This window comes from Pseudomonas sp. BIGb0381 (assembly GCF_024809815.1).
Taxonomy (GTDB): Bacteria; Pseudomonadota; Gammaproteobacteria; order Pseudomonadales; family Pseudomonadaceae; genus Aquipseudomonas.
Map to the genome: position 1 here is coordinate 216524 of NZ_JANUEN010000009.1, position 23309 is coordinate 239832.

Sequence of the window (23309 nt, forward strand, 5' to 3'; positions counted from 1 at the left end):
TGTGCGCAGTATTTATTTATCGAGCAGGCCGGCGGGCAGCGCAGGCGCGTCGGGTGTTGAAGGGCCGGACGCGCGGCGAAAACGGGCAACCATCCAGCAAGAGATGACCAGGGCGACGATATACGCCGAGGCCGCCAGCCAGCCGACCGCTCGGAAGTGTCCGTCACCGACGACCAGGGCCGCGCCAAACGGGCCGAGGCCCTGGCCCACGAAGATCGCAGCATTGCCCAGGCCTGCGAGTCGGCCGCTCGCGTCCAACTCGGCCGCCATCGAGAGCAGGTAGGGAAGGCTGAAGAACCAGACCATATGGATCAGGCATGCCGTGGTGGCGAACGCCATGGGGCTGTCGCCGTAGACCATGATCAGCGTGGCCATCACCGCCGTGCCGAACCCCAGCAACTGCGGAAACAGCAGTCCCAGGCGCCGTCCGATAAGTCCCGCCAGCGCAGCACCGAGTGCCCCGGCAAGAATACTGCCACCCAGGATGGCGCCGATCTGCTGGGGCTCCAGGCCGATACTTTTGCCGATGCGTTCCTGATACACCCACAGCGCCGAATGGCCAAAAAACAACAGCGCAAACAGCCCGATCAACAAGAGTGACGTCAGGCCGAACGGCTGGGCCAGCCGAGCCGGTGCTCCGTCGGCGGGGGTGTACCGCGCAGGCACGCGCCCGCAGCCGAACAGGGCCAAGGCACTGGCGCCGGCCAGCAGGTAAAACGCGCCGTTGACGCCAAAGGCCATGAGCACCGCTGGCATCGAGGTCACCAGTAACATGCCCCAGAACAGATTACCGATATTGATCACCGCGAACGTCGCGTCCTTGGATGTGCGCAGTGCCGCCGAGGCATACACCACCGCCATGACCGCGCCGCCGCTGGCGCCAGAGACGATGCGGCACAGCAGCAGCGATGTTTCGCTGTGGAACCGGGTACTCGCCAGATTGGCGCAGACCAGCACCAGCAAGGCGAGCTGCGCCACCCATCGGCGATTGACGCGGGTCATCAACAGGGCAGACACCCCGCAGGTGAGCGCCATGGCAATCAGTTCGCCTGCGAAAATCCTACCGATGGCATTGAGCGGGATACCGAGCTGATCGATAAAAGCCCCGCCCAGAATCGGTTGAATCTGCAAGGTGCCAAGGGACGTGACCATCATCAGGCAAATAGCCGCCAGTGATGTTTTGCTGTCGATGCCAGCGGATGCATTCATGAATGCAGTACCTCGATAGGGTGAGCGAGCGCTTGTCGGTCAGAAGGTGTGGGCGTAACGAACCTGCACGGCATAGTCCTGCCGGGAGCGGTTCTCGACACCGGTTTCCTTGTAAGTGTTGAGCCAGAAGCCTTGGCCTTCACTGATTTTCCAGAACATGCCGGGGCCTATGCCCAGCACTTTTTCCCGCGAGTCGCTCAGCCGGTCGCCGTTGATCTGGTCGTCGGTGATCTGCCGGAAGTAATAGCCGTTGATCCCCACCGACACGTTGGGGATGACTTCATAGGACGCCGTGAAGTTGGCCCAGGCCGACTGCCCGGCGCGGCTGTCACTCACCGGTTTGCCCTCGAAGGAGTCCTGCGAGCTGCTGGCCGGATCGCGGTTCTTGAAGTTGTACAGGTAATGCAGGCGCCAACTGACTTCCCAACGCGGTGCCGGCATCCAGGTTGCGGCCCAGTAGGGGTTCAGGGAGTAATAGTTCGACCCTGGGTTGAGGTCTTTGTGTTTGTCGTATTTACCGGTCGGCAGGATCGTGTCAAAGGCCACCCGCTGCACAAACACCGGGCGCCCGTGCGCATCGACGATAGGATCGAATTGGATCTGCGGCCCGACGGTGACATCGCCAAGCCCTGTGGCGTTGTCTTGCAGCGCCGGTCCATTACTGCCAAAGGTGGCATCCAGTGACACGACGGGCACCAGCAAGCTCCAGCCCAGGTGCGCACCGCCGCCAATGGTGTCGGGCGAGTAGTAGCTGAGTTGGTTGATCAGCGTGATCACGTTGATTTTGGGATTGTCGAAGGCGCTGTTGGCCTTGCCGCTGTTGGTCCTGAGACTGCTGGCGGTACTGAACTTCAAGTAGGTGAGATGGGACAGGCCGGGCGGCCCGGCAAAACCATCGTAGAAACTGGTGCCGCCGAGGTTGATGCCACTGGGCTCGGTCACCGAGGGCGCTGGCGGCCCATCGGCGGCGAAGACAACTGACGAGGCGAAGCTGAGCACCAGGCACGCTGGCAAGTATTTGAGTGGGCTCATGGACGTGGCTCTATTATTGGAATTGTGAGCAGAGGGAACTCCCTCGCACAATCACCCTAAGCCAAACCCCGCCGGCGTACTTGAGCGGTACCGCCAGAGTTGACTGATAGCGCCACGGGGCTCGTTTTAACGCCGGCGCTGTCAGCCCCCGTAGCGAAACCCACCCGACAACTTGCCCTTCAAATACCCCACCAACGCACTCACCGACTTCGGCACATGGGGCGAATACGGTCGGATCAGGTAGATCTCGTCGGCAAACGCGCCCCTGAGTGTCCAGCCCTTGAGCACCTGCACCAGCTTGCCGCTGGCCAGCGCCGCCTGGGCGCTGAAGTCCGGGAGCAGGGCGATGCCCAAGTGGTTGAGCGCCGAATCACGCAGGGCTTCGCTGTTGTTGGTGGCGAAGCTGCCGGCGATGGGCACGGTGAGGCGTTCCACGGTTTTGTTGCCGCGCTCGAACGTCCACGCGGGCTGGTCGGTGCCGCGTGGGTAGAACAGGCAGTTGTGCGCGGACAGGTCGCCGGGTTCGCGCGGTTCGCCGTGGCGTTGCAGGTAATCGCGGGTGGCGACCAGCACCGAGCCGGTGTCGCACAGTTTCCACGCCACGTGGGTTTCCGGCACCTGGAAGCCATGGCGCACCGCCAGGTCGTAGCCCTCGGCCGCCAGTGAACTCAGGGCATCCGACACATCCAGCTGGATACGCACCTGCGGGTACTGCTGCAGGAATTCCGACAAGTGCGGCACCAGCTGTTGCCGGGCGAATGCCACGGGGGCGGTCAAGCGCACCAGGCCGCGGATTTCCCCGGCGGAATCGCGCACCGACGAGAAGCTGCGCGCGATTTGCTCATAGGCACCGCGCACTTCACGGGTCAACGACAACCCCGCATCGGTCAACCGCACACTGCGCGTGGTGCGCGTCACCAGCCGTGTGCCGGTGGCTTTCTCCAGGTCGGAAATGCGCTGGCTGACTGCGGATTTACTCACCCCCAGGCGCGCGGCTGCGGCGGTGTAGGTGCCGTGTTCCTCCAGCACTGAGAGCCAGTGAATGTGGGTCCACAGCCCTTCGATCTCGGATTTTTCCATGGGCTTATTGTTCGCTTGTGAGGACAATCAGTTCTTGATTCTGCTCTGGTTTGGAACAAACCGAAAGCCTATCGTGTGTCCCAACGCAACCCACCTGGGATCTACTGCCATGACTACAACAATCGAGCACTACATCAACGACCAGCGCGTCAGTCGCGATGATCGCTATCAGGACGTCTACAACCCGGCCACCGGTGAAGTGACCGGCCGCGTCGCACTGGCCAGCAGCCAGACCGTGTCCGAAGCCGTCGCCGCTGCCCAGGCCGCTTTTGCCGGCTGGGCCGACACTCCGCCCATCCGCCGCGCCCGCGTGCTGTTCGAATACCTGCACCTGCTGCGTGAGCGCAAGGACGACCTGGCGCGCATCATCGTCGCCGAACACGGCAAGGTCTTCACCGATGCCCAGGGCGAAGTCGACCGTGGCATCGACATTCTCGAATTCGCCTGCGGCATCCCCAACCTGCTCAAGGGCGAGCATTCCGACCAGGTCTCCCGTGGCATGGACAACTGGACGATGCGCCAACCCCTGGGCGTCGTGGCCGGTGTCACGCCGTTCAACTTCCCGGTGATGGTGCCGATGTGGATGTACCCAATCGCCATCGCGGCGGGTAACACCTTCATCCTCAAGCCAAGCCCGACCGATCCAAGTGCTTCGCTGTTCATGGCTGAACTGCTGCGTGAAGCCGGCCTGCCCAAAGGCGTGTTCAACGTGGTGCAGGGTGATAAGGAATCGGTGGACGCGCTGATCGCACACCCGGACGTCAAGGCCGTGAGCTTCGTCGGCTCCACGCCGATTGCGCAGTACATCTACGAAACCGGTGCGCGCAACGGCAAGCGTGTGCAAGGCCTGGGCGGCGCGAAGAACCACATGGTGGTGATGCCGGACGCGGATATCGAAAAAACCGTCGACGCCTTGATGGGCGCCGCCTACGGCAGTGCCGGCGAACGCTGCATGGCCATTTCCGTAGCGGTGCTGGTTGGCGATGTCGGTGACAAAGTCATCGCCGCGCTGACCGAACGCGCCAAGCACCTGCGCATCACCGACGGCCGCGACCTCAAGGCCGAGATGGGCCCGATTGTGTCCCGCGCCGCACTGGAGCGCATCAGCGGCTACATCGAACAAGGCGTGCAGGCCGGCGCGCAACTGCTGCTCGACGGACGTGACTATGTACCCACCGAGGCTGGCCTGGAAAACGGTTTCTGGCTCGGCGCGACCTTGTTCGACCACGTGACCAAAGAGATGAGCATCTACCGCGAAGAAATCTTCGGCCCGGTGCTGGCCTGCGTGCGCGTGAATGACTTTGCCGAGGCGATCAAGCTGGTCAACGACCACGAATTCGGCAACGGCGTCAGCTGCTTTACCCGCGACGGCAACATTGCCCGCGAGTTTGCCCGGCGTATCGAAGTGGGCATGGTCGGCATCAACGTGCCGATCCCGGTGCCGATGGCCTGGCACGGGTTTGGTGGCTGGAAGAAGAGCCTGTTCGGCGACATGCATGCCTACGGCACTGAGGGTGTGCGCTTCTACACCAAGCAGAAATCGATCATGCAGCGCTGGTCGGAGAGCATCGAGCAGGGCGCGGAGTTTGCGATGCCGGTGTCCAAATAACGCTTGGAAGAACACCGTAGGGCAAAAGTGGGAGGGGCGGTGCGACGATTCGACTTGCCCCCTCCCACTTTTGGTTGTTTTTCACTTGAGGGTTGACGGCCAGGCGAATGACGAATACTGTACATAAACACAGTGTTTAAGCGCTGATCAACCAGGATGGCAACATCAGCCACGCCAAACACTGTGTGCAAGTTAATGGATTAACTTCATGCACAGGCTCGTTCTACCGAGCCGTTTTTATGTATAGAGAGGGAACTCATGTCGTATCCAGAAAGCAAACTCACCGGCTTGACCGGTTTCGCCCTTGCGGCAAAAGTGACCGGCGGCTGGTCTGGCCCTGTGGTCAGTATCACCAGCCTGGATCAACTCAAGGCCAATATTGGCGACACTACCCCACGGGTATTGGTGATCAACAGTAATATCTCGGCGTCGAGCCTGACCAAAGTCAACATGGGCGCCAACAAGACCCTGATCGGTTCGTTCCAGAACCGTACGTTGGAGAATATTCACCTGCGTGCAACCGCGCAGTCGCAGAACATTATTCTGCAGAATATTATCTTCAAGCATTCGGCGAGCATTAAGGCCAATGATGATATTCAGGTCTACCTGAACTACGGCAGCAAGTACTGGATTGACCATTGCTCTTTTGTCGGGCACAGCTGGTCAACCACTGACGGCAGTGAAGACAAACTGGTGTATATCGGTGAAAAAGCCGATTATGCCACCATCAGCAACTGCTTCTTTGGCAGCCACAAATACGGCCTGATCTTCGGTCATCCGGCGGATGATAATAAGGCGGAGTTCAACGGTTACCCGCGCCTGACGGTGTGCCATAACCGCTTCGAGAACATGGAAGTGCGCGCACCCGGCTTGATGCGTTACGGTTATTTCCATGTCTACAACAACTACATCAATAACTTCCACCTCGGTTTTACCCTGGCGCAGAATGCCAATATCCTCTCTGAAAGCAACTATTTTGGCGAAGGCAGCCAAAACAAAGGCATGTTGGATGATAAAGGCACCGGGACGTTCACTGATACAAACAGTGTGCCGCCGATCACCAATCAGAAGTCGCCCAAAGCACAATGGACGGCAAGTTCCAACTACGCCTATACCTTGAAGACGGCGGCACAAGCCAAGGACTTTACACAGAAAAATGCCGGGGCCCAGGCTGCGGCGCTGGTATTCGGTAGTTGAGTAGCTAGCTTTTTACTGAGCTGTCATTTATTGCAAGTGCCACTGTCTTTATATCAAGGATATAAATACAGTGATGGCCTTTGTAATCTAAATAATTCTTCATGTTGCGATAAGCGGGTGCCCATGTTAAACCTTGGTGCGCACTTGCAGGGCCAACTATCTCTTGCTCTTTCAGTCAGTATTAAGTTGCTGGCTGCCAGGTGCTATTTAATCTTCGCTTGTCATTTAAGCGTCAGCAAAAGGACATCATCATGAAACATGCGAATCACACACCCACTCGCTGGACACGGGCCGATGCGCTGAAAGTTAATGAGAATGACCCGACGACGACACAGCCGTTAGTGAGTCCTGACTTTCCTGTCATGAGCGACACGGTCTTTATTTGGGACACCATGCCGTTGCGTGAACTGGATGGCACGGTGGTATCGGTGAATGGCTGGTCGGTGATCTTCACCCTGACCGCCGACCGCCGCCCCCATGATCCACAATTCATCAATGCCGATGGCCGTTACGACATCAAGCGTGATTGGGAAGACCGCCATGGTCATGCGCGGATCTGCTACTGGTACTCGCGCACCGGCAAGGACTGGATCTTCGGCGGCCGTGTCATGGCCGAAGGGGTCTCGCCGACCACCCGTGAATGGGCGGGCACGCCGATCCTGTTGAATAACAACGGTGACATCGACCTGTATTACACCTGCGTCACGCCGGGTGCCACGATTGCCAAGGTCAGGGGCCAGGTTGTCACGTCGGACACCGGTGTCGAGCTGCGAGGCTTTACTCAGGTCAAGTCATTGTTCGACGCCGACGGCACCTATTACCAAACCGAAGCGCAGAATGCGACCTGGAACTTTCGCGATCCCAGCCCCTTTATCGATCCCGTCGATGGCAAGTTGTACATGGTGTTCGAAGGCAATGTGGCCGGCGAGCGCGGAACTCATGAAGTGGGCCCGAATGAAATAGGCCTGGTGCCGCCAGGGCATGAAGATGTCGGCGGCGCGCGTTATCAGGTGGGCTGTATCGGCATTGCGGTTGCCAAAGACCTCAACGGTGACGAGTGGGAGATTTTGCCGCCGCTGGTGACTGCCGTCGGGGTGAATGATCAGACCGAACGGCCGCACTATGTGTTCCAGGACAACAAGTACTACCTGTTCACCATCAGCCACAAGTTCACCTATGCGGATGGCGTGACGGGGCCGGATGGCGTCTATGGGTTCGTCAGCGATCACCTGTTCGGCCCCTATACGCTGATGAATGCGTCGGGGCTGGTACTGGGCAACCCGCCTTCGCAGCCGTTCCAGACGTATTCCCACTGCGTGATGCCCAACGGCCTGGTGACGTCGTTTATCGACAGCGTGCCCACCACCGGCGATGACTACCGCATCGGCGGCACCGAGGCGCCGACGGTCAGGATCGTGTTGAAGGGCGCTCGTTCGTTTGTGCAGGAGGCTTACGACTACGGTTACATTCCGGCGATGCGGGATGTGGTGTTGAGCCAGTGACCGCAGTGCAAAACCCAGCCTGATTTCATCAGGTAGGTGGGAGGGGGCTTGCCCCCTCCCACTTTTTTTGACCGCATTTCAGCCGCCTTCAACGCTCAAGTCCCCGCCCACCTGGCCGATACAGGCACTAGCACCACGAGTGATCCCGAACGCGTAGGTGCACACCTGGTCGTCGCTCAGGTCAACGAATAAAAATCAAAAGGGGTGGCCATGACCATATTGCAGCGTGTGATCGGCGGGTTCGCAGTGCTGGTGCTGTTACTGCTAGTCATGGCGGGGATCAGCTATCAGAACACGCAGTCCATCAGCAGTCGCTTGAACATTATCACCGGCCAGTCGGCACCCTTGAGCCGGGCCGCCAGTGAGTTATACGTGCATATCCTGCGCGCCAACCAGGCGTTGCTGGCCATTCAGATCAGCACCGACCCCAAGCAGATCGAGGACGGCAAGCGACCGTTCACCGAGAGCATCGCCCAGTTCAATCAATTGCTCGACAGCACCGTTGCCTATACCGGCGAGCATGAGGCGCTGCGCGCGAACCTGGCGCAGCAGCGCCAACAGGTAGCGGCCTACGCCGAACAGGCGCAGGCGTTGATGGCGTCACACTCGCAACATGTGCAGCAGTTGGCGCTGACGCGCAAACTTCAAGGCTACAGCAGTGCGCAAGCGATGCAGCTGACCAGCTATTTGCGCGATTACATTGCCCATGCCCGCAGTGTCGGCGAGCCGCAACAGGTGGCCGCAGCGGAAAAGCTGCTGTTGGAAGTCAACAAATCCTACGATGGCTTCGCGGCTCATACCGTTACGCCCGCTATTGATAAATTACAGCGCGTGCTCAACCTGCAGGACGAAGTGATCAGCACCCGGGCCCAGGCCCTGACGGCGATTGATCCCAGGGTCGGGCGGATTGCCGGCGTCATGGTCAATCGCCTGCTGACTGACCTGACCGCCCCTGACGGGCTGTTCCAGGCTTATCAGGTGGAGGCGAAACTGGCTGCGCAGGTGCAGCAGCAACGCAATGCGGTTGACGCGACCCTGAAAGCCACCCTGGACAGGATTGGCGAGTTCGGCAGCCAGTCCCTGGAGGTCGCCAACCAGGCCAGTCAGTCGGCCAATGCCACCATCGGCACCAGCCGCAGCTTGCTGTTGATCGCGTGTGTGCTGGCGGTGCTGGCGGCGGTGGCGATTGGTACGTGGGTCGCCTTCAGCCTGCGGCGTCCGCTGGCGGCGTTTCGCGAAGTGCTCAAGACGCTCACGGCGGGGGACATGCGGGTCAGTTTCGATGTCAGCCGTAAAGATGAGTTCGGTGAGTTGGGCGGCTACCTGAACGAACTGACCACGGCCCTGCGCAAAACCTTTCGTGAATTGATCAGCTCTGCCGATGCGCTGGCCGTGACCGCGGGCAGCAACGCCTTGAACAGCGAGCAGACCACCCGTGTGGTGGATGAGCAGAAGGACCGGTTGCAATCGGCAGCCTCGGCCATGACGCAGATGGAAAGCACGGTCGAAGAGGTGGCTCGGCGTGCGCAGGACACCCGCCAGGCCGTGGACGACACGAGTGAACTCACGCACAAGGTGCAGGCGCGCGTGGCCGAGACCATCGTCAACATCCGCCAGCAGGCCGACCAGGTGAACAAGGCCACGCAGGTGACCGATGAGTTGCAGAAGTACGGGCAGAATATCGAGGGCATTGTTGTCGCCATTCGCACCATTGCCGAACAGACCAACCTGCTCGCCCTGAATGCGGCGATTGAAGCGGCCCGTGCCGGCGAGCAGGGACGCGGTTTTGCGGTAGTGGCCGATGAAGTGCGCTCCCTGGCCAGCCGTACCCAGACCTCGACCAGCGAAATCCAGGACATGATCGGGCTCATGCAGGAAAAGATTCACTCGGTGGTGCACGTGATGAACGAAAGCCAGGCGCAGTCCACCCAGTGCGTGTCCCTGGCCTCGGGCGCGGGCGACTTGCTGCTGTCGATGAGCGATTCGGTCGACAGTATCCGCGACATGAATATCCAGATCGCCGCCGCCACCGAGGAGCAGAGCGCCACGGTGCAGGAAACCAGTCGGATGGTCATCCAGATCAACGATTCGGCCCAGCAGACGGCAAATGGCGCCGAGCAGTCCGCCATCAGCAGCCACGAGCTGTCGGACATGGCCAAGGTGCAGCGCGAGCTGCTCCATCATTTCAGCGTTTGAGCCGCGGGAGTCAGAACATGAAAGCATGGTTAATCCTCGCCTTGGGGGCGACGCTGTTCATACCGGGCCCAGCCCAGGCCGCCACGCCCTTGCTGGGTGTGGGCATGGCAAAGTACGACGATAACTTCCAGACCCTGCTGCGCAATGGCGTGCAGCACCAGGCCGACGTCATGAACGTCGACGTTTTTATGGAGAACGGGAAGGACAGCGTCGATTTGCAGATGCGTCAATTCCGCAACCTGGTCAATTCCAAGGTGGATGCGATCATCGTCGCGATGGTGGACGGCAAAAGTGCGGCGCAGATGATGCAGCTGGCCTCGGACGCCAAAATTCCGCTGGTCTTCGTCAACCGCAATCCGAACCCGGAAAAGTGGCCGGCGCAGACCGCATTTGTCGGCTCCAACGAGCTGGAGTCGGGGACCTTGCAGATGGAAGAGCTGGCGCGCCGGGCCGGTTACAAGGGCAACGTGGTGATTCTGGTGGGCGACCCGGCCAACGCGTCCTCCTTGATGCGCACCGAGGACGTGGAGAAAGTCGTCGCCAAATACCCCGATATGAAAGTCGTACAGAAAAAAGTCGGTAACTGGGAGCGTAGCCAGGCCGCCACTATTGTCATTGACTGGGTCAAGCAGGGCGTCGATTTTTCGATCATCGCGGCCAATAACGACGAAATGGCGATCGGCGCGATCATGGGCCTGGAAAAGGCCGGCAAGCAGGCCGAGGACTATTGGGTCGGCGGCATCGACGGCACCCCGGACGGGTTGAAATTGATGGCTGAGGGCAAGATGGCGGTCAGCGTGTTCCAGGATGCCGCCGGCCAGGCCGGTGGCGCCGTGGACACCGCGCTACGCCTGGTACGCGGCGAGGTGCTGGAGTCGACGGTGGTCTGGGTGCCGTTCAAGTTGATCACGCCAGAGAATCGCCAGGCGTTTGAATAGGACTGACCACCTCGCTCCCACCTTGGAATGCAGTCAAATGTGGGAGGGGGCAAGCCCCCTCCCGCAGGGTTATGGGGTGTTAGTGAGAACGGGCGTCAGCGCCGCCCCGTGCGCGTACTCACATCCACCCACACAGCTAACACCAGGATGCTGCCCTTCACAATCATCTGCCAGTAACTGTCCACGTCCAGCATCGACATGCCGTTATCCAGGCTGGTAATCACCAGCGCCCCGAGCAATGCGCCGTACACCGTGCCCGAGCCGCCGCGCATCGACGTACCGCCAATAAAGCACGCAGCGATGGCATCCAGCTCGCCCATGTTGCCCGCCGACGGTGAGCCCGCCGCGAGACGCGCGGTGTTGACCAGGCCGGCGAGGGCGCACATCACGCCCATGATGCCGAAGATCCACAGTTTTACCGCCTGCACGTTGATGCCCGACAGGCGCGTGGCTTCCATATTGCTGCCCACCGCGTATACACGGCGGCCGAACACGGTCTGGCTGGTGACGTAGCTGAACACGCCGAGCAGCACCAGCAACAGCAGCACCGGTACGGGGATGCCGTCGTAGCTGTTGAGGGTGGTGACGAACCCGGCGAGCACCGCGCCGATCACCCCCACGCGCAGCACATCGCGCATCAGGGCGTGCGGCGCCAAGCCATGCAGCGCGCGGTTGCGGCGTTGTTTCCAGGTCAGGAACAGGGTCAGGGCAAACAGCAGAACCCCAAGGCCAATCCCCACTGAATGCGGCAAATACCCCTGGCCTACATACACCAACGACGGCGACACCGGCGCAATGGTCGTGCCGCCGGTGATCCCCAGCAGAATCCCGCGAAACGCCAGCATGCCGCCCAGGCCAACGATAAAAGAGGGGATGCGCAAATAGGCCGTCATGTAACCGTTGGCCAAACCGATCATCAGCCCGCACAGCGCCACCAGGCTGAGATTGGCCAGCAGCGGAATGTGATAAACCACATCCAGGATCGCCGCCAACCCGCCCAACAACCCCAGCAACGAACCCACCGACAAATCAATCTCGCCGCTGATGATCACCAGCACCATGCCGCACGCCAGAATCCCGGTGATTGCCATCTGCCGCAGCAGGTTCGACAGGTTGCGCGGCGTGAGGAAACCGCCCTCGGTCTGCCAACTGAAAAACAGCCAGATCACCGCCACGGCGATCACCAGCGCAAGCATTTTGTAGCGGGTAAACAGCTGTTTGACCTGATTCATCTACGCGGTCTTCCGATCATTATTGTTGTTTTGGCTGAGCGCGGCGGCGAGCACCTGTTCCTGGGTGAGCCCTTCATTGATGAAATCGCCGCGCAACTGGCCGTCGCCGATCACCAGCACGCGGTTGGATACGCCGAGCACTTCGGCCAATTCCGAGGAAACCATGATGATCGACACGCCTTCGGCCGCCAGCGCGCCCATCAGTTTGTAGATCTCATACTTGGCACCGACATCCACCCCGCGTGTGGGTTCGTCGAGGATCAGCACTTTGGGCTTGGCCATCAGCATTTTCGCCAGCACGGCTTTTTGCTGGTTACCACCGGACAGGCTGGTGATCGGCAGGAACGGGCTGGCGGTCTTGAGGTGCATGCGTGCGATCTGCTGGTCGATGCTGCCCAGTTCGGCTTCGGCGTCGATGCGGGTCAGGTGGGCATAGGTGTCGAGCACCGCCAACGTGATGTTCTGGCCCACGCCCAAGTCGGGAATGATGCCCTGGCGCTTGCGGTCCTCGGGCACCATGCACAGCCCGGCGCGGATCGATTTGAGCGGCGTGCGCGTGTCGATCACCTGGCCGTCGAGCCACACCTCGGCGCTGTAGCGGCCGGGGTAGGCGCCGAACAACGCCGACACCAGCTCCGTACGCCCGGCGCCCACCAGCCCGGCTATGCCGAGGATTTCGCCGCGCTTGAGCACGAAGGAAATATCGTCGACGCGCTTGCGCTTGGGGTTGTCGACGTCATAGCAGGTGACGTTGCGCGCTTCGAAAATCACCTCGCCGATGGCATGGGGCTCGGTGGGGTAGAGGTTGCTCATTTCCCGCCCGACCATCTGCGTGATGATCTGCGGGATGTCCATGTCGGCCATGGCCGTGGTCGCGATGTGCTTGCCATCGCGGATAACCGTAATGGTGTCGCACACGGCCGCGACTTCATCGAGCTTGTGGGAGATGTACACGCAGGCCACGCCCTTGGCCTTGAGGCCGCGGATGATGTCGAGCAGCACCTCGATTTCCGAGCGGGTCAGGGCCGAGGAGGGCTCGTCGAGAATCAGCAGGCGCGCCTGTTTGTTCAGGGCCTTGGCGATTTCCACCAGTTGCTGGTAGCCGCCGCCGTACTGCGACACCGGCAACGCGACGTTCATGTCCGGTACCTTGAGCTCGCGCATCAACGCTTCGGCGCGGTGAAGCATCGCCGGGTAGTTCATGCGCCCGCCGGGCAAGGTCAGTTCGTGGCCCATGAAGATGTTCTCGGCCACCGACAGGTCGGGCACCAGGGTCAGTTCCTGGTGAATGATGACGATGCCGGCGGCCTCGGTCTCGCTGATGGACTGAGCCCTGAGCGGCTGCCCATCCCAGAGAATTTCGCCCTCCCAGGTGCCATGGGGGTAGACCGCCGACAGCACCTTCATCAGGGTGGATTTACCGGCACCGTTCTCGCCGCACAGGCCGACGCATTCCCCCGGCCGCACCTTGATGTCGATGCCGTTCAGCGCGTGGACACCGCCAAAGGTTTTGACGATGCCGTTCATTTGCAGCAGGTAGTCGGCCATGGCGGTCACTGCCCGCCGATCTGCTCTTTGGTATAGAACCCGTCCTTCTCCAACAGGTCGATATTGGCCTTGGTCAGCGGGGTCGGGGTGAGCAGGATGGTGTCGACTTTCTTGCTGCCGTTGTCGTACTGCGAGCTGTAGGTGGGCTTTTCGTTACGCGCCAGTTGCACCGAGAGCTTGGCGGCTTCGGTGGCGATCAACTTGAGCGGCTTGTACACGGTCATGGTCTGGGTGCCGTCGATCACGCGCTTGACGGCGGCGAGGTCGGCGTCCTGGCCGGAGATCGGCACCTTGCCCGCCAGCTTCTGTGCGGCCAGGGCCTGGATCGCACCGCCGGCGGTGGCGTCGTTGGAGGCGACGATGGCGTCGATTTTGTTGCTGTTTCGGGTCAGGGCGTTTTCGACGATGCTCAGGGCTTCGGTGGGGTTCCATTCCTTGACCCACTGCTGGCCGACAATCTTGATGTCGCCCTTGTCGATGGCCGGTTGCAGCACCTTCATCTGGCCTTCACGCAGCACCTTGGCGTTGTTGTCGGTGGGGGCGCCGCCGAGCAGGAAGTAATTGCCCTTGGGCGCCGCTTGCAGCACGCCGCTGGCCTGCATCTCGCCGACTTTTTCGTTATCGAAGGAGATGTAGGCATCGATGTCCGCGTTGAGAATCAGGCGGTCATAGGACACCACCTTGATCCCGGCTTTCTTGGCTTCGGCGACGGCATTGGTCAGCACGGTGGCGTTGAACGGCACGATGACGATCACGTCGACGCCCCGGGAGATCAGGTTTTCGATCTGCGAAATCTGCTTCTGCTCGTTGGCATCGGCGGACTGCACAAAGACCTTGGCATCGAGTTTTTCCGCAGCGGCGACGAAGTAATCACGGTCACGGGACCAGCGTTCCAGGCGCAGGTCGTCGATGGAAAAACCGATTTTCGGGTGGGCGGAATCGGCCATCACCGGCAGTGCGAGCAGGGCCAGGGCGGTGGCGAGCAGGGTACGTTTGAATGACTTCATGGTGGTGCGTCCTTTTATTGTTGTTGGAAAGACACAGCGTGATGCGGGTAGAACTGTAGAGCGTCCTTCGACGCTCCGTGCACAGATTTGTCGCGCAAATGTCACCGATAAATAAACCGGTTGACCACTCCCTCCAGCATCTCCTGCCGACCACTCACGGCCTGCGGGTTCAGTTCGTGGGCAAATGCATGTTCGGCCAGCGACTCCAGGCTGAACTCACCGGCCAGCACGGCTTGGCCCAGCGGCTGTTGCCAACCGGCATAACGCTGGTCCTTGAACTGCTGCAACCGGTCGTTTTGCACCATGGCCGCCGCACGTTCCAGTGCCAGCGCCAATACGTCCATGGCCTCGACATGCCCGTGGAACAGATCCACCTCATCCAGGCTCTGACGCCGTACCTTGGAATCAAAGTTATAGCCGCCGTTCTTGAACCCGCCAGCCTTGAGGATTTCATAGGTGGCGAGGGTCATCTCCTCGACGCTGTTGGGGAATTGGTCGGTGTCCCAGCCGTTCTGCGGGTCGCCCCGGTTGGCGTCGATGCTGCCGAAGATGCCCAGGGACACGGCCGTGGCGATCTCGTGATGGAAGCTGTGCCCGGCCAGGGTGGCGTGGTTGGCCTCGATATTCACCTTGATCTCGTGTTCCAGGCCGTACTCATGCAAAAAGCCGAACACCGTGGCGCTGTCGTAATCGTACTGGTGCTTGGTCGGCTCCTGGGGCTTGGGCTCGATCAGCAGGTCGCCCTTGAAGCCGATCTTGTGCTTGTGCTCCACCACCATGCGCATAAAGCGCCCGAGCTGTTCGCGCTCGCGCTTGAGGTCGGTGTTGAGCAGGGTTTCATAACCTTCACGGCCGCCCCACAGCACATAGTTGGCGCCCTTGAGCCTCAGGGTGGCGTTCATCGCGCTGAACACCTGGGCAGCGGCGTAGGCAAACACCTCCGGGTCCGGGTTACTGGCGGCACCGGCGGCAAAACGTGGGTTGCTGAAGCAGTTGGCGGTGCCCCACAGCAACTTGATGCCGGTCTGTTCCTGATGGCGCTCCAGGTGGTCGACCATCTGCGCAAAGTGGTTGCGGTACTCCTTGAGCGAACTGCCTTCCGGCGCCACATCGGTGTCGTGAAAACTGTAGTAGTCGATGCCCAGCTTGGAGAAAAACTCGAAGGCCGCCTCAGCCTTGCAGATGGCCACGTCCATCGGCTCGCCGCTGCGCTGCCACGGGCGTTTGAAGGTGCCCATGCCAAACATATCGGCGCCGGGCCACACGAAGGTGTGCCAATAACACGCGGCCATGCGCAGGTGCTCGCGCATCGGTTTGCCGAGGATCAGCTTGTTGGCGTCGTAATGGCGAAAGGCGAGGGGGGCGTCGCTGCTGGGGCCTTCGAAGCGAACCTTCTCGACACCGGGGAAGTACGGCATGGCGTTTTCCTTATTGTTCTTGGCGGTGTCTGGATACTAGCAACGGCTCCTGGCCCGCTGATTATGAAAATCATCAAGGTGTAGTGCGATTTTGAGTGGCAGGGGCTAGTCTGGTGTGACTGGCCTCAGGACAAAAACAATGAAAACCCTACCGCCCGTCCACCGCATCGCCCTGTTGTTCAACGGCAGCAAAATCTACGACCGCGGCATCATCGCCGGCATCGGCAATTACCTGAGCAGCACCCGCGCGTCCTGGGATCTGTTCCTGGAAGAGGACTTCCTCTGTCGCCTCAAAGGCATCGAGCGTTTTCAGGGCGACGGCATCATTGCCGACTTCGACGACCCGCTGATTGGCGAGGCATTGGCCGACAGTCAGTTGCCGGTGGTGGCGGTGGGCGGCTCTTATGAGGATGCACGCGCCTACCCCAAGGGCATTCCGTATGTGGCGACCGACAATGACGCGTTGATGAAGCTGGCGTACGAGCACCTGATCGAGGCCGGGCTGACGCGATTTGCCTGTTTCAGCCTGCCAGAGGCCCAGGCCAATCGCTGGGCCCAGGAGCGTGAAAAAGCCTTTCGCCGCCTGCTGCAACGCGATGGTTTGCACGTCGAGGTGTATCGCGGCCTGGGCACCAGCGCGCCGTTGTGGGACAGCGCGGTGGAACAGCAGATTGCCTGGCTGCACAGCCTGCCCAAGCCCATCGGCATCATCGCCGTCACCGACGCCCGCGCCCGGCAACTGCTGCAAGCCTGCCTCACTGCCGGCATCGCCGTGCCGGAGCAAGTGGCGTTGATCGGCATCGACAATGACCCCCTGACCCGCACCCTCACGCGGGTGCCGCTGAGTTCGGTGATCCAGGGCACGGAAACCATGGGGCGCACGGCCGCCGCCTTGCTGCACCAGATGCTGCACGGCAAACCGTGCGTGGGCACGCAGGTCCTGGTGCCACCGGAGGCGATCAATGTGCAGGCCTCCAGCTTGCATCAACCCTTGGGTAATTCGTACGTGATGCAGGCGCTGCTGTTTATCCGCCAGTACGCCTGCCAGGGCATCAAGACCGCGCAGGTGGCGGCCTATGTCGGCGTGTCGCGCTCCTCCCTGGAAGCGCACTTTCGCAAGGTGCGCGGCTGCAGCGTGCATGACGAGATCCTGCGCTTCAAACTCGCCGCCGCCGCCAAGGGCCTGGAAAGCCACGAACTGGCGATTGCCGATATTGCCGCCAGGTGCGGCTTCAAGTCGGCGCAGTACCTGCACACGGTGTTTCGTCGCGAGTTTGGTTGTACGCCACGGGAGTACCAGCAGGGTGCGTAGTATGCGTTGCCCGTGCCTGAGTAAGGCCTTACATACACTGCTGGACCCAATGTGGGAGGGGCGGTGCGACGATTCGACTTGCCCCCGATGACGGTGGATCAGTCAATCAATTCATTGACTGACACCGCCATCGGGGGCAAGTCGAATCGTCGCACCGCCCCTCCCACCTTTTTAACGCGTTCAGGCAGTTGCTTTAGAGGGCTTCAGGCATTCGATGGAGCGATCCACGGTGGTCTTGGCAATTTCCAGCAAATGCCACACGGCCAGAATCTTCGCCCGTTCGGGGTTTGGTAGCAGGTCACCGCAATCCAGCGCCGTGGCGGAAGCGCTGTCGAGCAAGCTGGCGGTGTAAAGCAGGGCGTCTTCGAAGCTCAGGTCTTCGTTGACCGAGTGGAGGCCTTGGGTGGGTAGGTAGTGGTCGATGGCGCGGTTGAAGGCGGCGCGGTCTTTGGCGGGGTCGTGGGGTGGATCGGGGATAACTTTATTCATGGTGTACCTTCGCGTTGGATGAGAGGCCGACACCCTTCGCGACTAAACGAGGGTGGCGGCTGTACGCAGGTTAGTCGACCGGCTCCAACGCGAAAATACCGGCGCACCCGAAGGTGCCCTGCGCACAGCCACCATAAAACTCATGGAGGACCATGCACGCGTTGGAAGGTCAGGCGACTAAACCCGATCACTGATTTGGCAGTGACGGACCGCAGACTAGCCAGCGATTCCAACAGGCACAAGGCGGCAGGGATTGTCTAGGAAACGTCCTGCAATTAAAAGCGACCCGACTTGCTGGCCCTTTACAAACCATGACCAAATGCCACTAACGATGCCGCTCAACTATTGAAATGCAGGCGATGTGTGAGGGGGCTTGTTGCCGATGCCGGAGCGCGGTGCAGGGGCACCGCGCGGACAGAGGGGTTATGGCAGGGCGTAGGCGATCACGTAGTCGCCACGGTCGGTGGACTGGCGCGCACCGCCGGCGGTGACGACGATGTACTGCTTGCCGGTTTTCGGCGACACGTAGGTCATCGGGCCGCCCTGGCTGCCGACGGGCAGGCGGGCCTTCCAGATTTCATCACCGTTGCCGCTGTTGAAGGCGCGCAGGTAGAAGTCCTGGGTGCCGGCGATAAAGATCAGGCCGCCCTGGGTCGACAGGGTGCCGCCGAGGGTCGGCAGACCGATCTTGATCGGCAGGTGCATGCGGATGCCCAGCGGACCGGTGTCTTCAACGGTGCCAACCGGCACTTGCCATGCGACTTTCTGGGTCTTCATGTCGATGGCGGTGAGGGTGCCGAACGGCGGCGCCTGGCACGGAATGCCGGCCACCGACAGGAAGCGGTTTTTGTTCACCGCATACGGCGTGCCCTTGAGCGGGACCGCGCCCATGCCGGTGTTCAGCGCTTCGCCACCGGACGAAGACTGGGCCTTGTTCTGCGACGGCACCATCTGGATCCACAGGCCCAGGCGCATGTCGTTGACGAAGATAAAACCATGCACCGGGTCGGTGGAAATACTGCCCCAGTTCATGCCGCCCAGGGAGCCCGGGAAGCTCAGGGATTTATCGGTGCCCGGCGCGGTGTACAGACCGTCGTAGCGCATGCCCTTGAAGTCGATGCGGCACAGCAACTGGTCGTACGGGGTGGCGCCCCACATGTCCGACTCGCTCAGGGTCTGCGCGCCGATCTGCGGCATGCCCACGGATTTCGGCTGGGTTGGCGAGTAGGGTTCGTTGGGGATGTTCGCGGCTTTGACCGGGACTTCCTTGACGTCGGTCAGCGGCTGGCCGGTGGCGCGGTCGAGCACGTAGATCTGCCCGGCCTTGGTGCCGATTACCACCGCGGGTACCGCCTTGTCGCTGCCCGGTGGGGTGAAGTCGATCAGGCTTGGCTGCATCGGCAGGTCGAAGTCCCACAGGTCATTGTGGACGGTCTGGTACACCCACTTTTCAGCACCGGTGGAGGCATCCAGCGCCAATACCGAAGCGCCGTATTTATGGTTGAGCGGGGTGCGCTCCACGCCATAGATGTCGGTGGACGAGCTGCCCATCGGCAGGAAGACCGTGTTCATCAACGGATCGTAGGACATCGGCGCCCAGCTGTTGGGGGTGCTGCGCACATAGGTGCTGCCGGCGGCCGGTGCTTGTTTGTCTTCAGGGTTGCCCGGGTCGAAGGCCCAGCGCATTTGCCCGCTGATCACGTCAAAGCCACGGATCACGCCGCCGGGCATATCGGTTTGTACGTTGTCGGCCACGCGACCACCGACCACCACGGTGGTACCGGCGATCAATGGCGCGGAAGACAGCTGGTAGTAGCTGTCCGGCACATTGCCCAGGCCGGCTTTCAGGTCCACCTGGCCGTGGGTGCCGAAGTCTTCGCAGAATTTACCGGTGTCGGCATCTACTGCGATCAGGCGCGCATCGATGGTGTTGGTCAGCAAGCGGCGCTGGCATTGCGCACCGGCTGGAACGCTGGCGGCAATGATCGGCGAGCTGTTGGGCTGGCTCGGTTGGGCAATCGGCGCGGTGGCGTCGAAATACGCCATGCCCCGGCAACGCTGCCACACCGCCGACTTGGCGTTGACTTCGTTCTTCCACAGCTCTTTGCCGGTGTCGGCGTCGAGGGCGATCAGGTTGTTGTGCGGGGTGCAGATAAACACCTTGTTGCCGATCTGCAGGGGCGTGAGCTGGTCTTCGGCGCCATTGCCGTCGCTGAGAGCCACGTCACCGGTGTGGTAGGTCCAGGCCACTTTGAGCTGGTTGATGTTGTCGCGATTGATCTGGTCCAGCGCGGCGAAGCGGCTGCCACCTTCGGTGTTGCCGTAGTGCGCCCAGTCCTTCTGCGCGTCGGCGGCGGCCACGGGCGTGATGCCTGGGCCTGCACCGGTTGGGGCGACACTGGGGTGGGCGACAAACATATTGCCCGCCGCCACTGCCACGCCCACCGCCAACACGGCGGCAACGCCATAGGCACCGCGCGCAGGTCGGCCCGCCAGCAGCGGATACACCAGCGCCACCACCAGGCCGATGACCGCGAACATGAACAGCCGCGAGAACAGCGGCCAGAACACCAGGCCCACATCCGCCACCGCCCAGATGGCCGTGCCGATCAGGAACGCCGCGAACAGCCATGCACCTGCGGTCTTTTGCCGGGCAATCAGCAGGCCGGAAACCGCCATGGCCACGCCGCCGATCAGGAAGTACCAGGAACCGCCGAGGCTGACCAGTTTGGCGCCGCCAACGGCCAGCGCGAGGCCGAGCAGGGCGATGATCACGCCCAGACCCAGGAGTAAGAATCTAGAGACGCCAGTGGCGCGCGATGCTCGTTTCATGTCGAAAGGACTCGAGTGAGAGAGGGCAAAGACGCGATTTTAGCAAGATAAGTAACCAGATAGTACATTTTGCCGTGTGCACAGCGATCCAATCCTCTTTCTGTGCGGGCAATCAGCACTCAAGGGGAGGCGCCCGCCAGGAAACATTTATTAATAAATACGCGCGCTGATTGGTTGTACGACGTCATATCAACTGTGTTCGACTATCTCCGCTCTCACAAAAAAAACAACGGAGACTCCCCCTATGACCGATTTCCCTTCGATAGAAGGCAAGTCTGCCGCACCCGTAAGCGGCCATGTTGTACGACTACTCAAGCTATTAGGCCCAGGCGTGATCGCCGTCCTGTCTTGGCTGGGTGCCGGCGATTTGATTACTTCCTCCGTTGCCGGCGCCAATTACGGCTACGCCATGATGTGGGTGCTGGCAGTTTCTCTGCTGCTCAGGTACCTGATCGTCAACATCATTGCGCGCTTTCAGCTGTGCAATAACCAAGGCATGACGATCCTTCAGGGGTATGCCCAGTTGAACCCGTTCTTCGCCTGGTTCCTGCTGGTGTATGCGCTGCTGATGGGGCATTTGATGAATGCCTACATGATCAAGGGTGCGGGTGAAGCCCTGGCCATGCTGTTCAAGACTGACTACGCGCTGCTGTGTTCGGTGGCGGTGGTGTTGGCGGTGTGGCTGCTGGTGGGGCGCAATATCTATTCGATGATCGAAGGCGTGATGAAAGGCCTGCTGGCAATCATGACCCTGGCGTTCATTGCCTTGGCGGTGATGTCCGGGCCGGATATGGCGGGCATTGTCAAAGGGACTATCGGTTTCAGCATTCCGCCGGATGAGGGCGTACACGGGGCGTTGCTGGTGGCTGTCTCGGTGATCGGCGCGGTGGCGGGCTCGATTGCTAACTTCGTGCACCCTTATGTCATGCGCCAGAAAGGCTGGGTCGGCCCACAGCACAAGCGCATCCAGCGTAACGACCTGCTATTCGCCGTGTTCGTCGGCATTGTGATCAACCTGGCGATCTGGATTGTGGGCGCCGAAATCCTGCGGCCCAACGGTATTGAAGTGAAGACCTTGGGCGACCTGGGCAAGGCGCTCGAAATCTTCTTCGGGCCGATCGGCTGGTACATTTTCTTTATCGGTGTATTCGCTACGCTGTTTGCCAGCATCTCCGGCAAAACCACGGCCTTCCCGATGCTGATCACCGATGCCTTCCAGCACGTACGGCCTGGACGCCGTGAGCGTTACGGCAAAGAGTTCCACCATGACCCGATGCACAAGTGGTTCATGTTGTTCATTCTGGTGACCCCGCTGATCTGGTCGCTGCCGGGCATGCCGGACTTTGTCACGCTGACCATCGGCGTCAGCGCGTTGAACATCATTGGCTTGCCGGTAATTTCCCTCGGCTTGCTGATTATGTCCAACCAGAAGTCGCTGCTGAGCAAGGAATACCGCAATAACCTGTTCGAAAATATTGCGCTGCTTTTCGCCACGGGGTTGGCGCTGTGGGTCGCGTTCCAATTGGGTGTCGAACTGTTCAGTTGATGCCGGGCGGGCAGGCGTCGCACCTGTTTGGCGCGACGCCTGCAATCAATCAACGAAACGCCGGCACCACCTGCTCGATAAACAGCGCCAACGACTTCTTCTTCTCGGCATGGGGCAGGCTGTTGTCGCACCAGAAGCTGAACTCATCCACGCCCAGTTCCTGGTAGTAGCGGATGCGCGGGATGATTTCTTCGGCGGTGCCGATCATCGCGGTCTTGTGCAGGCTGTCCAGTTCGAACTCCGGGCGGGCGGCGAATTTTTCTTCCGGGCTCGGTGCCAGGAAGCCATTCACCGGCACCTCTTTATTACCGAACCAGGCATCGAAGGTGCGATAGAACTTCGAGATCGCCTTGGCCCCGACTTTCCAGCCGTCCGGGTCATCGGCGGCATGCACGTGGGTGTGACGCAGCACCATCAGTTGCGGGCGCGGTACGCCGGGGTTGTTGTCGAGGGCGGCCTGGAATTTGTTTTTCAGGTCGAGGACTTCTTCGTCGCCCTTCATCAGCGGCGTGACCATCACGTTGCAGCCGTTGGCGACTGCGAAGTTGTGCGAGTCCGGGTCGCGGGCGGCGATCCACATCGGCGGGTTGGGCTGCTGGATCGGCTTGGGCACGCTGGTGGAGGTGGGGAATTTCCAGATGTCGCCGTCGTGGGCGTAGTCGCCTTTCCACAACGCACGCACCACCGGCACCATCTCACGCAGCGCCTGGCCGCCGCTGGAGGCGGGCATGCCGCCGGCCATGCGGTCGAACTCCACCTGGTAAGCACCACGGGCCAGGCCGACTTCCATGCGCCCGTTGCTGATCACGTCGAGCAAGGCGCATTCGCCCGCCACCCGCAGCGGGTGCCAGAACGGCGCGATGATGGTCCCGGCGCCCAGGTGAATGGTGGTGGTCTTGGCCGCGAGGTAAGCCAGCAGCGGCATCGGGCTCGGCGAGATGGTGTATTCCATGGCGTGGTGTTCGCCAATCCATACGGTGCTGAAACCGCCGGCCTCGGCCATCAGGGTCAGTTCGGTCAAGTCTTCGAACAACTGGCGGTGGCTGACACTTTCGTCCCAACGCTCCATGTGTACGAACAGGGAAAACTTCATGACGCTTACCTCGGATCTATTGTGATCGGCCTGTCGACTGCGGGCCCTTAAGTGCTCTCGCCAATGTGA

The 23309-nt window shown here is 60.9% G+C and carries 17 protein-coding genes and 1 pseudogene; 8 read left to right on the plus strand and 10 right to left on the minus strand.

The genetic code is table 11. The annotated features are described in order from the left end of the window. Positions 1-12 precede the first annotated feature (12 nt). The 3 genes from M2397_RS23015 to M2397_RS23025 form a co-directional block, all read right to left on the minus strand. Entirely contained in the window at positions 13-1209 is a 1197-nt protein-coding gene (locus M2397_RS23015) for an MFS transporter (protein WP_167654928.1), read from the minus strand. A gap of 39 nt (positions 1210-1248) precedes the next feature. Continuing rightward, positions 1249-2241, minus strand: a complete 993-nt coding sequence (locus M2397_RS23020; protein WP_131698807.1) for a transporter — start codon at positions 2239-2241, stop codon at positions 1249-1251. Positions 2242-2382: 141 nt separating this feature from the next. Then, positions 2383-3321 carry a LysR family transcriptional regulator gene (locus tag M2397_RS23025; protein ID WP_131698806.1) on the minus strand — a complete coding sequence of 313 codons (939 nt, stop codon included), beginning with the start codon at positions 3319-3321 and terminating at the stop codon, positions 2383-2385. A gap of 109 nt (positions 3322-3430) precedes the next feature. On the opposite strand from M2397_RS23025, the gene M2397_RS23030 reads away from it, so the two are divergent. The 6 genes and pseudogenes from M2397_RS23030 (at position 3431) to M2397_RS23050 (ending at position 10763) form a co-directional block, all read left to right on the plus strand. Beyond that, on the plus strand, positions 3431-4930 hold the full coding sequence (locus M2397_RS23030; RefSeq protein ID WP_259244487.1) for a CoA-acylating methylmalonate-semialdehyde dehydrogenase: 1500 nt from the start codon (positions 3431-3433) through the stop codon (positions 4928-4930). A 258-nt stretch (positions 4931-5188) separates the two neighbouring features. Then, positions 5189-6127 carry a pectate lyase gene (locus M2397_RS23035; RefSeq protein ID WP_131698805.1) on the plus strand — a complete coding sequence of 313 codons (939 nt, stop codon included), beginning with the start codon at positions 5189-5191 and terminating at the stop codon, positions 6125-6127. Between the two features lie 251 nt (positions 6128-6378). Beyond that, a complete protein-coding gene (locus M2397_RS23040) occupies positions 6379-7629 on the plus strand; it encodes a glycoside hydrolase family 68 protein (RefSeq protein WP_131698804.1) in 1251 nt (416 codons plus the stop codon). A 918-nt stretch (positions 7630-8547) separates the two neighbouring features. Continuing rightward, positions 8548-8967 (plus strand): annotated as a pseudogene (locus tag M2397_RS30575) (HAMP domain-containing protein); the annotation flags it as partial. Between the two features lie 102 nt (positions 8968-9069). Beyond that, the gene (locus tag M2397_RS30580; RefSeq protein WP_371920981.1) at positions 9070-9825 is read left to right on the plus strand and encodes a methyl-accepting chemotaxis protein; all 756 of its coding nucleotides are present in this window, start codon (positions 9070-9072) and stop codon (positions 9823-9825) included. 17 nt (positions 9826-9842) lie between these two features. Next, positions 9843-10763: a substrate-binding domain-containing protein gene (locus M2397_RS23050; RefSeq protein ID WP_259244488.1), complete on the plus strand. Its 921-nt coding sequence runs from the start codon at positions 9843-9845 to the stop codon at positions 10761-10763. Positions 10764-10858: 95 nt separating this feature from the next. Here the strand turns inward: M2397_RS23050 and M2397_RS23055 are convergent, their stop codons facing one another. The 4 genes from M2397_RS23055 to xylA form a co-directional block, all read right to left on the minus strand. Next, positions 10859-11995, minus strand: coding sequence for a sugar ABC transporter permease (locus M2397_RS23055; RefSeq protein WP_259244489.1), 1137 nt, complete (start codon positions 11993-11995; stop codon positions 10859-10861). Continuing rightward, on the minus strand, positions 11996-13543 hold the full coding sequence (gene xylG / locus M2397_RS23060) for a D-xylose ABC transporter ATP-binding protein (RefSeq protein WP_259244490.1): 1548 nt from the start codon (positions 13541-13543) through the stop codon (positions 11996-11998). It abuts the gene before it with no gap. A gap of 5 nt (positions 13544-13548) precedes the next feature. After that, positions 13549-14550, minus strand: a complete 1002-nt coding sequence (xylF, locus tag M2397_RS23065; RefSeq protein WP_259244491.1) for a D-xylose ABC transporter substrate-binding protein — start codon at positions 14548-14550, stop codon at positions 13549-13551. A 101-nt stretch (positions 14551-14651) separates the two neighbouring features. Continuing rightward, positions 14652-15968: a xylose isomerase gene (gene xylA / locus M2397_RS23070; RefSeq protein WP_259244492.1), complete on the minus strand. Its 1317-nt coding sequence runs from the start codon at positions 15966-15968 to the stop codon at positions 14652-14654. Between the two features lie 139 nt (positions 15969-16107). On the opposite strand from xylA, the gene M2397_RS23075 reads away from it, so the two are divergent. Continuing rightward, complete coding sequence (locus M2397_RS23075) at positions 16108-17280, plus strand: XylR family transcriptional regulator (protein WP_259244493.1); 1173 nt, start codon at positions 16108-16110, stop codon at positions 17278-17280. Between the two features lie 180 nt (positions 17281-17460). On the opposite strand, the gene M2397_RS23080 is transcribed toward M2397_RS23075, so the two are convergent. Further along, positions 17461-17769, minus strand: coding sequence for a DUF6124 family protein (locus M2397_RS23080; RefSeq protein ID WP_184746579.1), 309 nt, complete (start codon positions 17767-17769; stop codon positions 17461-17463). Between the two features lie 423 nt (positions 17770-18192). Beyond that, complete coding sequence (locus M2397_RS23085) at positions 18193-20601, minus strand: glucose/quinate/shikimate family membrane-bound PQQ-dependent dehydrogenase (RefSeq protein ID WP_184746580.1); 2409 nt, start codon at positions 20599-20601, stop codon at positions 18193-18195. A 244-nt stretch (positions 20602-20845) separates the two neighbouring features. Between M2397_RS23085 and M2397_RS23090 the strand changes: the two genes are divergently transcribed. Continuing rightward, on the plus strand, positions 20846-22147 hold the full coding sequence (locus M2397_RS23090; protein WP_074846027.1) for an Nramp family divalent metal transporter: 1302 nt from the start codon (positions 20846-20848) through the stop codon (positions 22145-22147). 49 nt (positions 22148-22196) lie between these two features. On the opposite strand, the gene M2397_RS23095 is transcribed toward M2397_RS23090, so the two are convergent. Then, a complete protein-coding gene (locus M2397_RS23095; RefSeq protein ID WP_064052580.1) occupies positions 22197-23240 on the minus strand; it encodes an LLM class flavin-dependent oxidoreductase in 1044 nt (347 codons plus the stop codon). Positions 23241-23309: the final 69 nt, after the last annotated feature.

Excerpts from the sequence above, each read along its gene's own strand:
- M2397_RS23015 (WP_167654928.1), bottom strand. The coding sequence starts at position 1,209 with ATGAATGCATCCGCTGGCATCGACAGCAAAACATCACTGGCGGCTATT.
- M2397_RS23020 (WP_131698807.1), bottom strand. The coding sequence starts at position 2,241 with ATGAGCCCACTCAAATACTTGCCAGCGTGCCTGGTGCTCAGCTTCGCC.
- M2397_RS23025 (WP_131698806.1), bottom strand. The coding sequence starts at position 3,321 with ATGGAAAAATCCGAGATCGAAGGGCTGTGGACCCACATTCACTGGCTC.
- M2397_RS23030 (WP_259244487.1), top strand. The coding sequence starts at position 3,431 with ATGACTACAACAATCGAGCACTACATCAACGACCAGCGCGTCAGTCGC.
- M2397_RS23035 (WP_131698805.1), top strand. The coding sequence starts at position 5,189 with ATGTCGTATCCAGAAAGCAAACTCACCGGCTTGACCGGTTTCGCCCTT.
- M2397_RS23040 (WP_131698804.1), top strand. The coding sequence starts at position 6,379 with ATGAAACATGCGAATCACACACCCACTCGCTGGACACGGGCCGATGCG.
- M2397_RS23050 (WP_259244488.1), top strand. The coding sequence starts at position 9,843 with ATGAAAGCATGGTTAATCCTCGCCTTGGGGGCGACGCTGTTCATACCG.
- M2397_RS23055 (WP_259244489.1), bottom strand. The coding sequence starts at position 11,995 with ATGAATCAGGTCAAACAGCTGTTTACCCGCTACAAAATGCTTGCGCTG.
- xylG (WP_259244490.1), bottom strand. The coding sequence starts at position 13,543 with ATGGCCGACTACCTGCTGCAAATGAACGGCATCGTCAAAACCTTTGGC.
- xylF (WP_259244491.1), bottom strand. The coding sequence starts at position 14,550 with ATGAAGTCATTCAAACGTACCCTGCTCGCCACCGCCCTGGCCCTGCTC.
- xylA (WP_259244492.1), bottom strand. The coding sequence starts at position 15,968 with ATGCCGTACTTCCCCGGTGTCGAGAAGGTTCGCTTCGAAGGCCCCAGC.
- M2397_RS23075 (WP_259244493.1), top strand. The coding sequence starts at position 16,108 with ATGAAAACCCTACCGCCCGTCCACCGCATCGCCCTGTTGTTCAACGGC.
- M2397_RS23080 (WP_184746579.1), bottom strand. The coding sequence starts at position 17,769 with ATGAATAAAGTTATCCCCGATCCACCCCACGACCCCGCCAAAGACCGC.
- M2397_RS23085 (WP_184746580.1), bottom strand. The coding sequence starts at position 20,601 with ATGAAACGAGCATCGCGCGCCACTGGCGTCTCTAGATTCTTACTCCTG.
- M2397_RS23090 (WP_074846027.1), top strand. The coding sequence starts at position 20,846 with ATGACCGATTTCCCTTCGATAGAAGGCAAGTCTGCCGCACCCGTAAGC.
- M2397_RS23095 (WP_064052580.1), bottom strand. The coding sequence starts at position 23,240 with ATGAAGTTTTCCCTGTTCGTACACATGGAGCGTTGGGACGAAAGTGTC.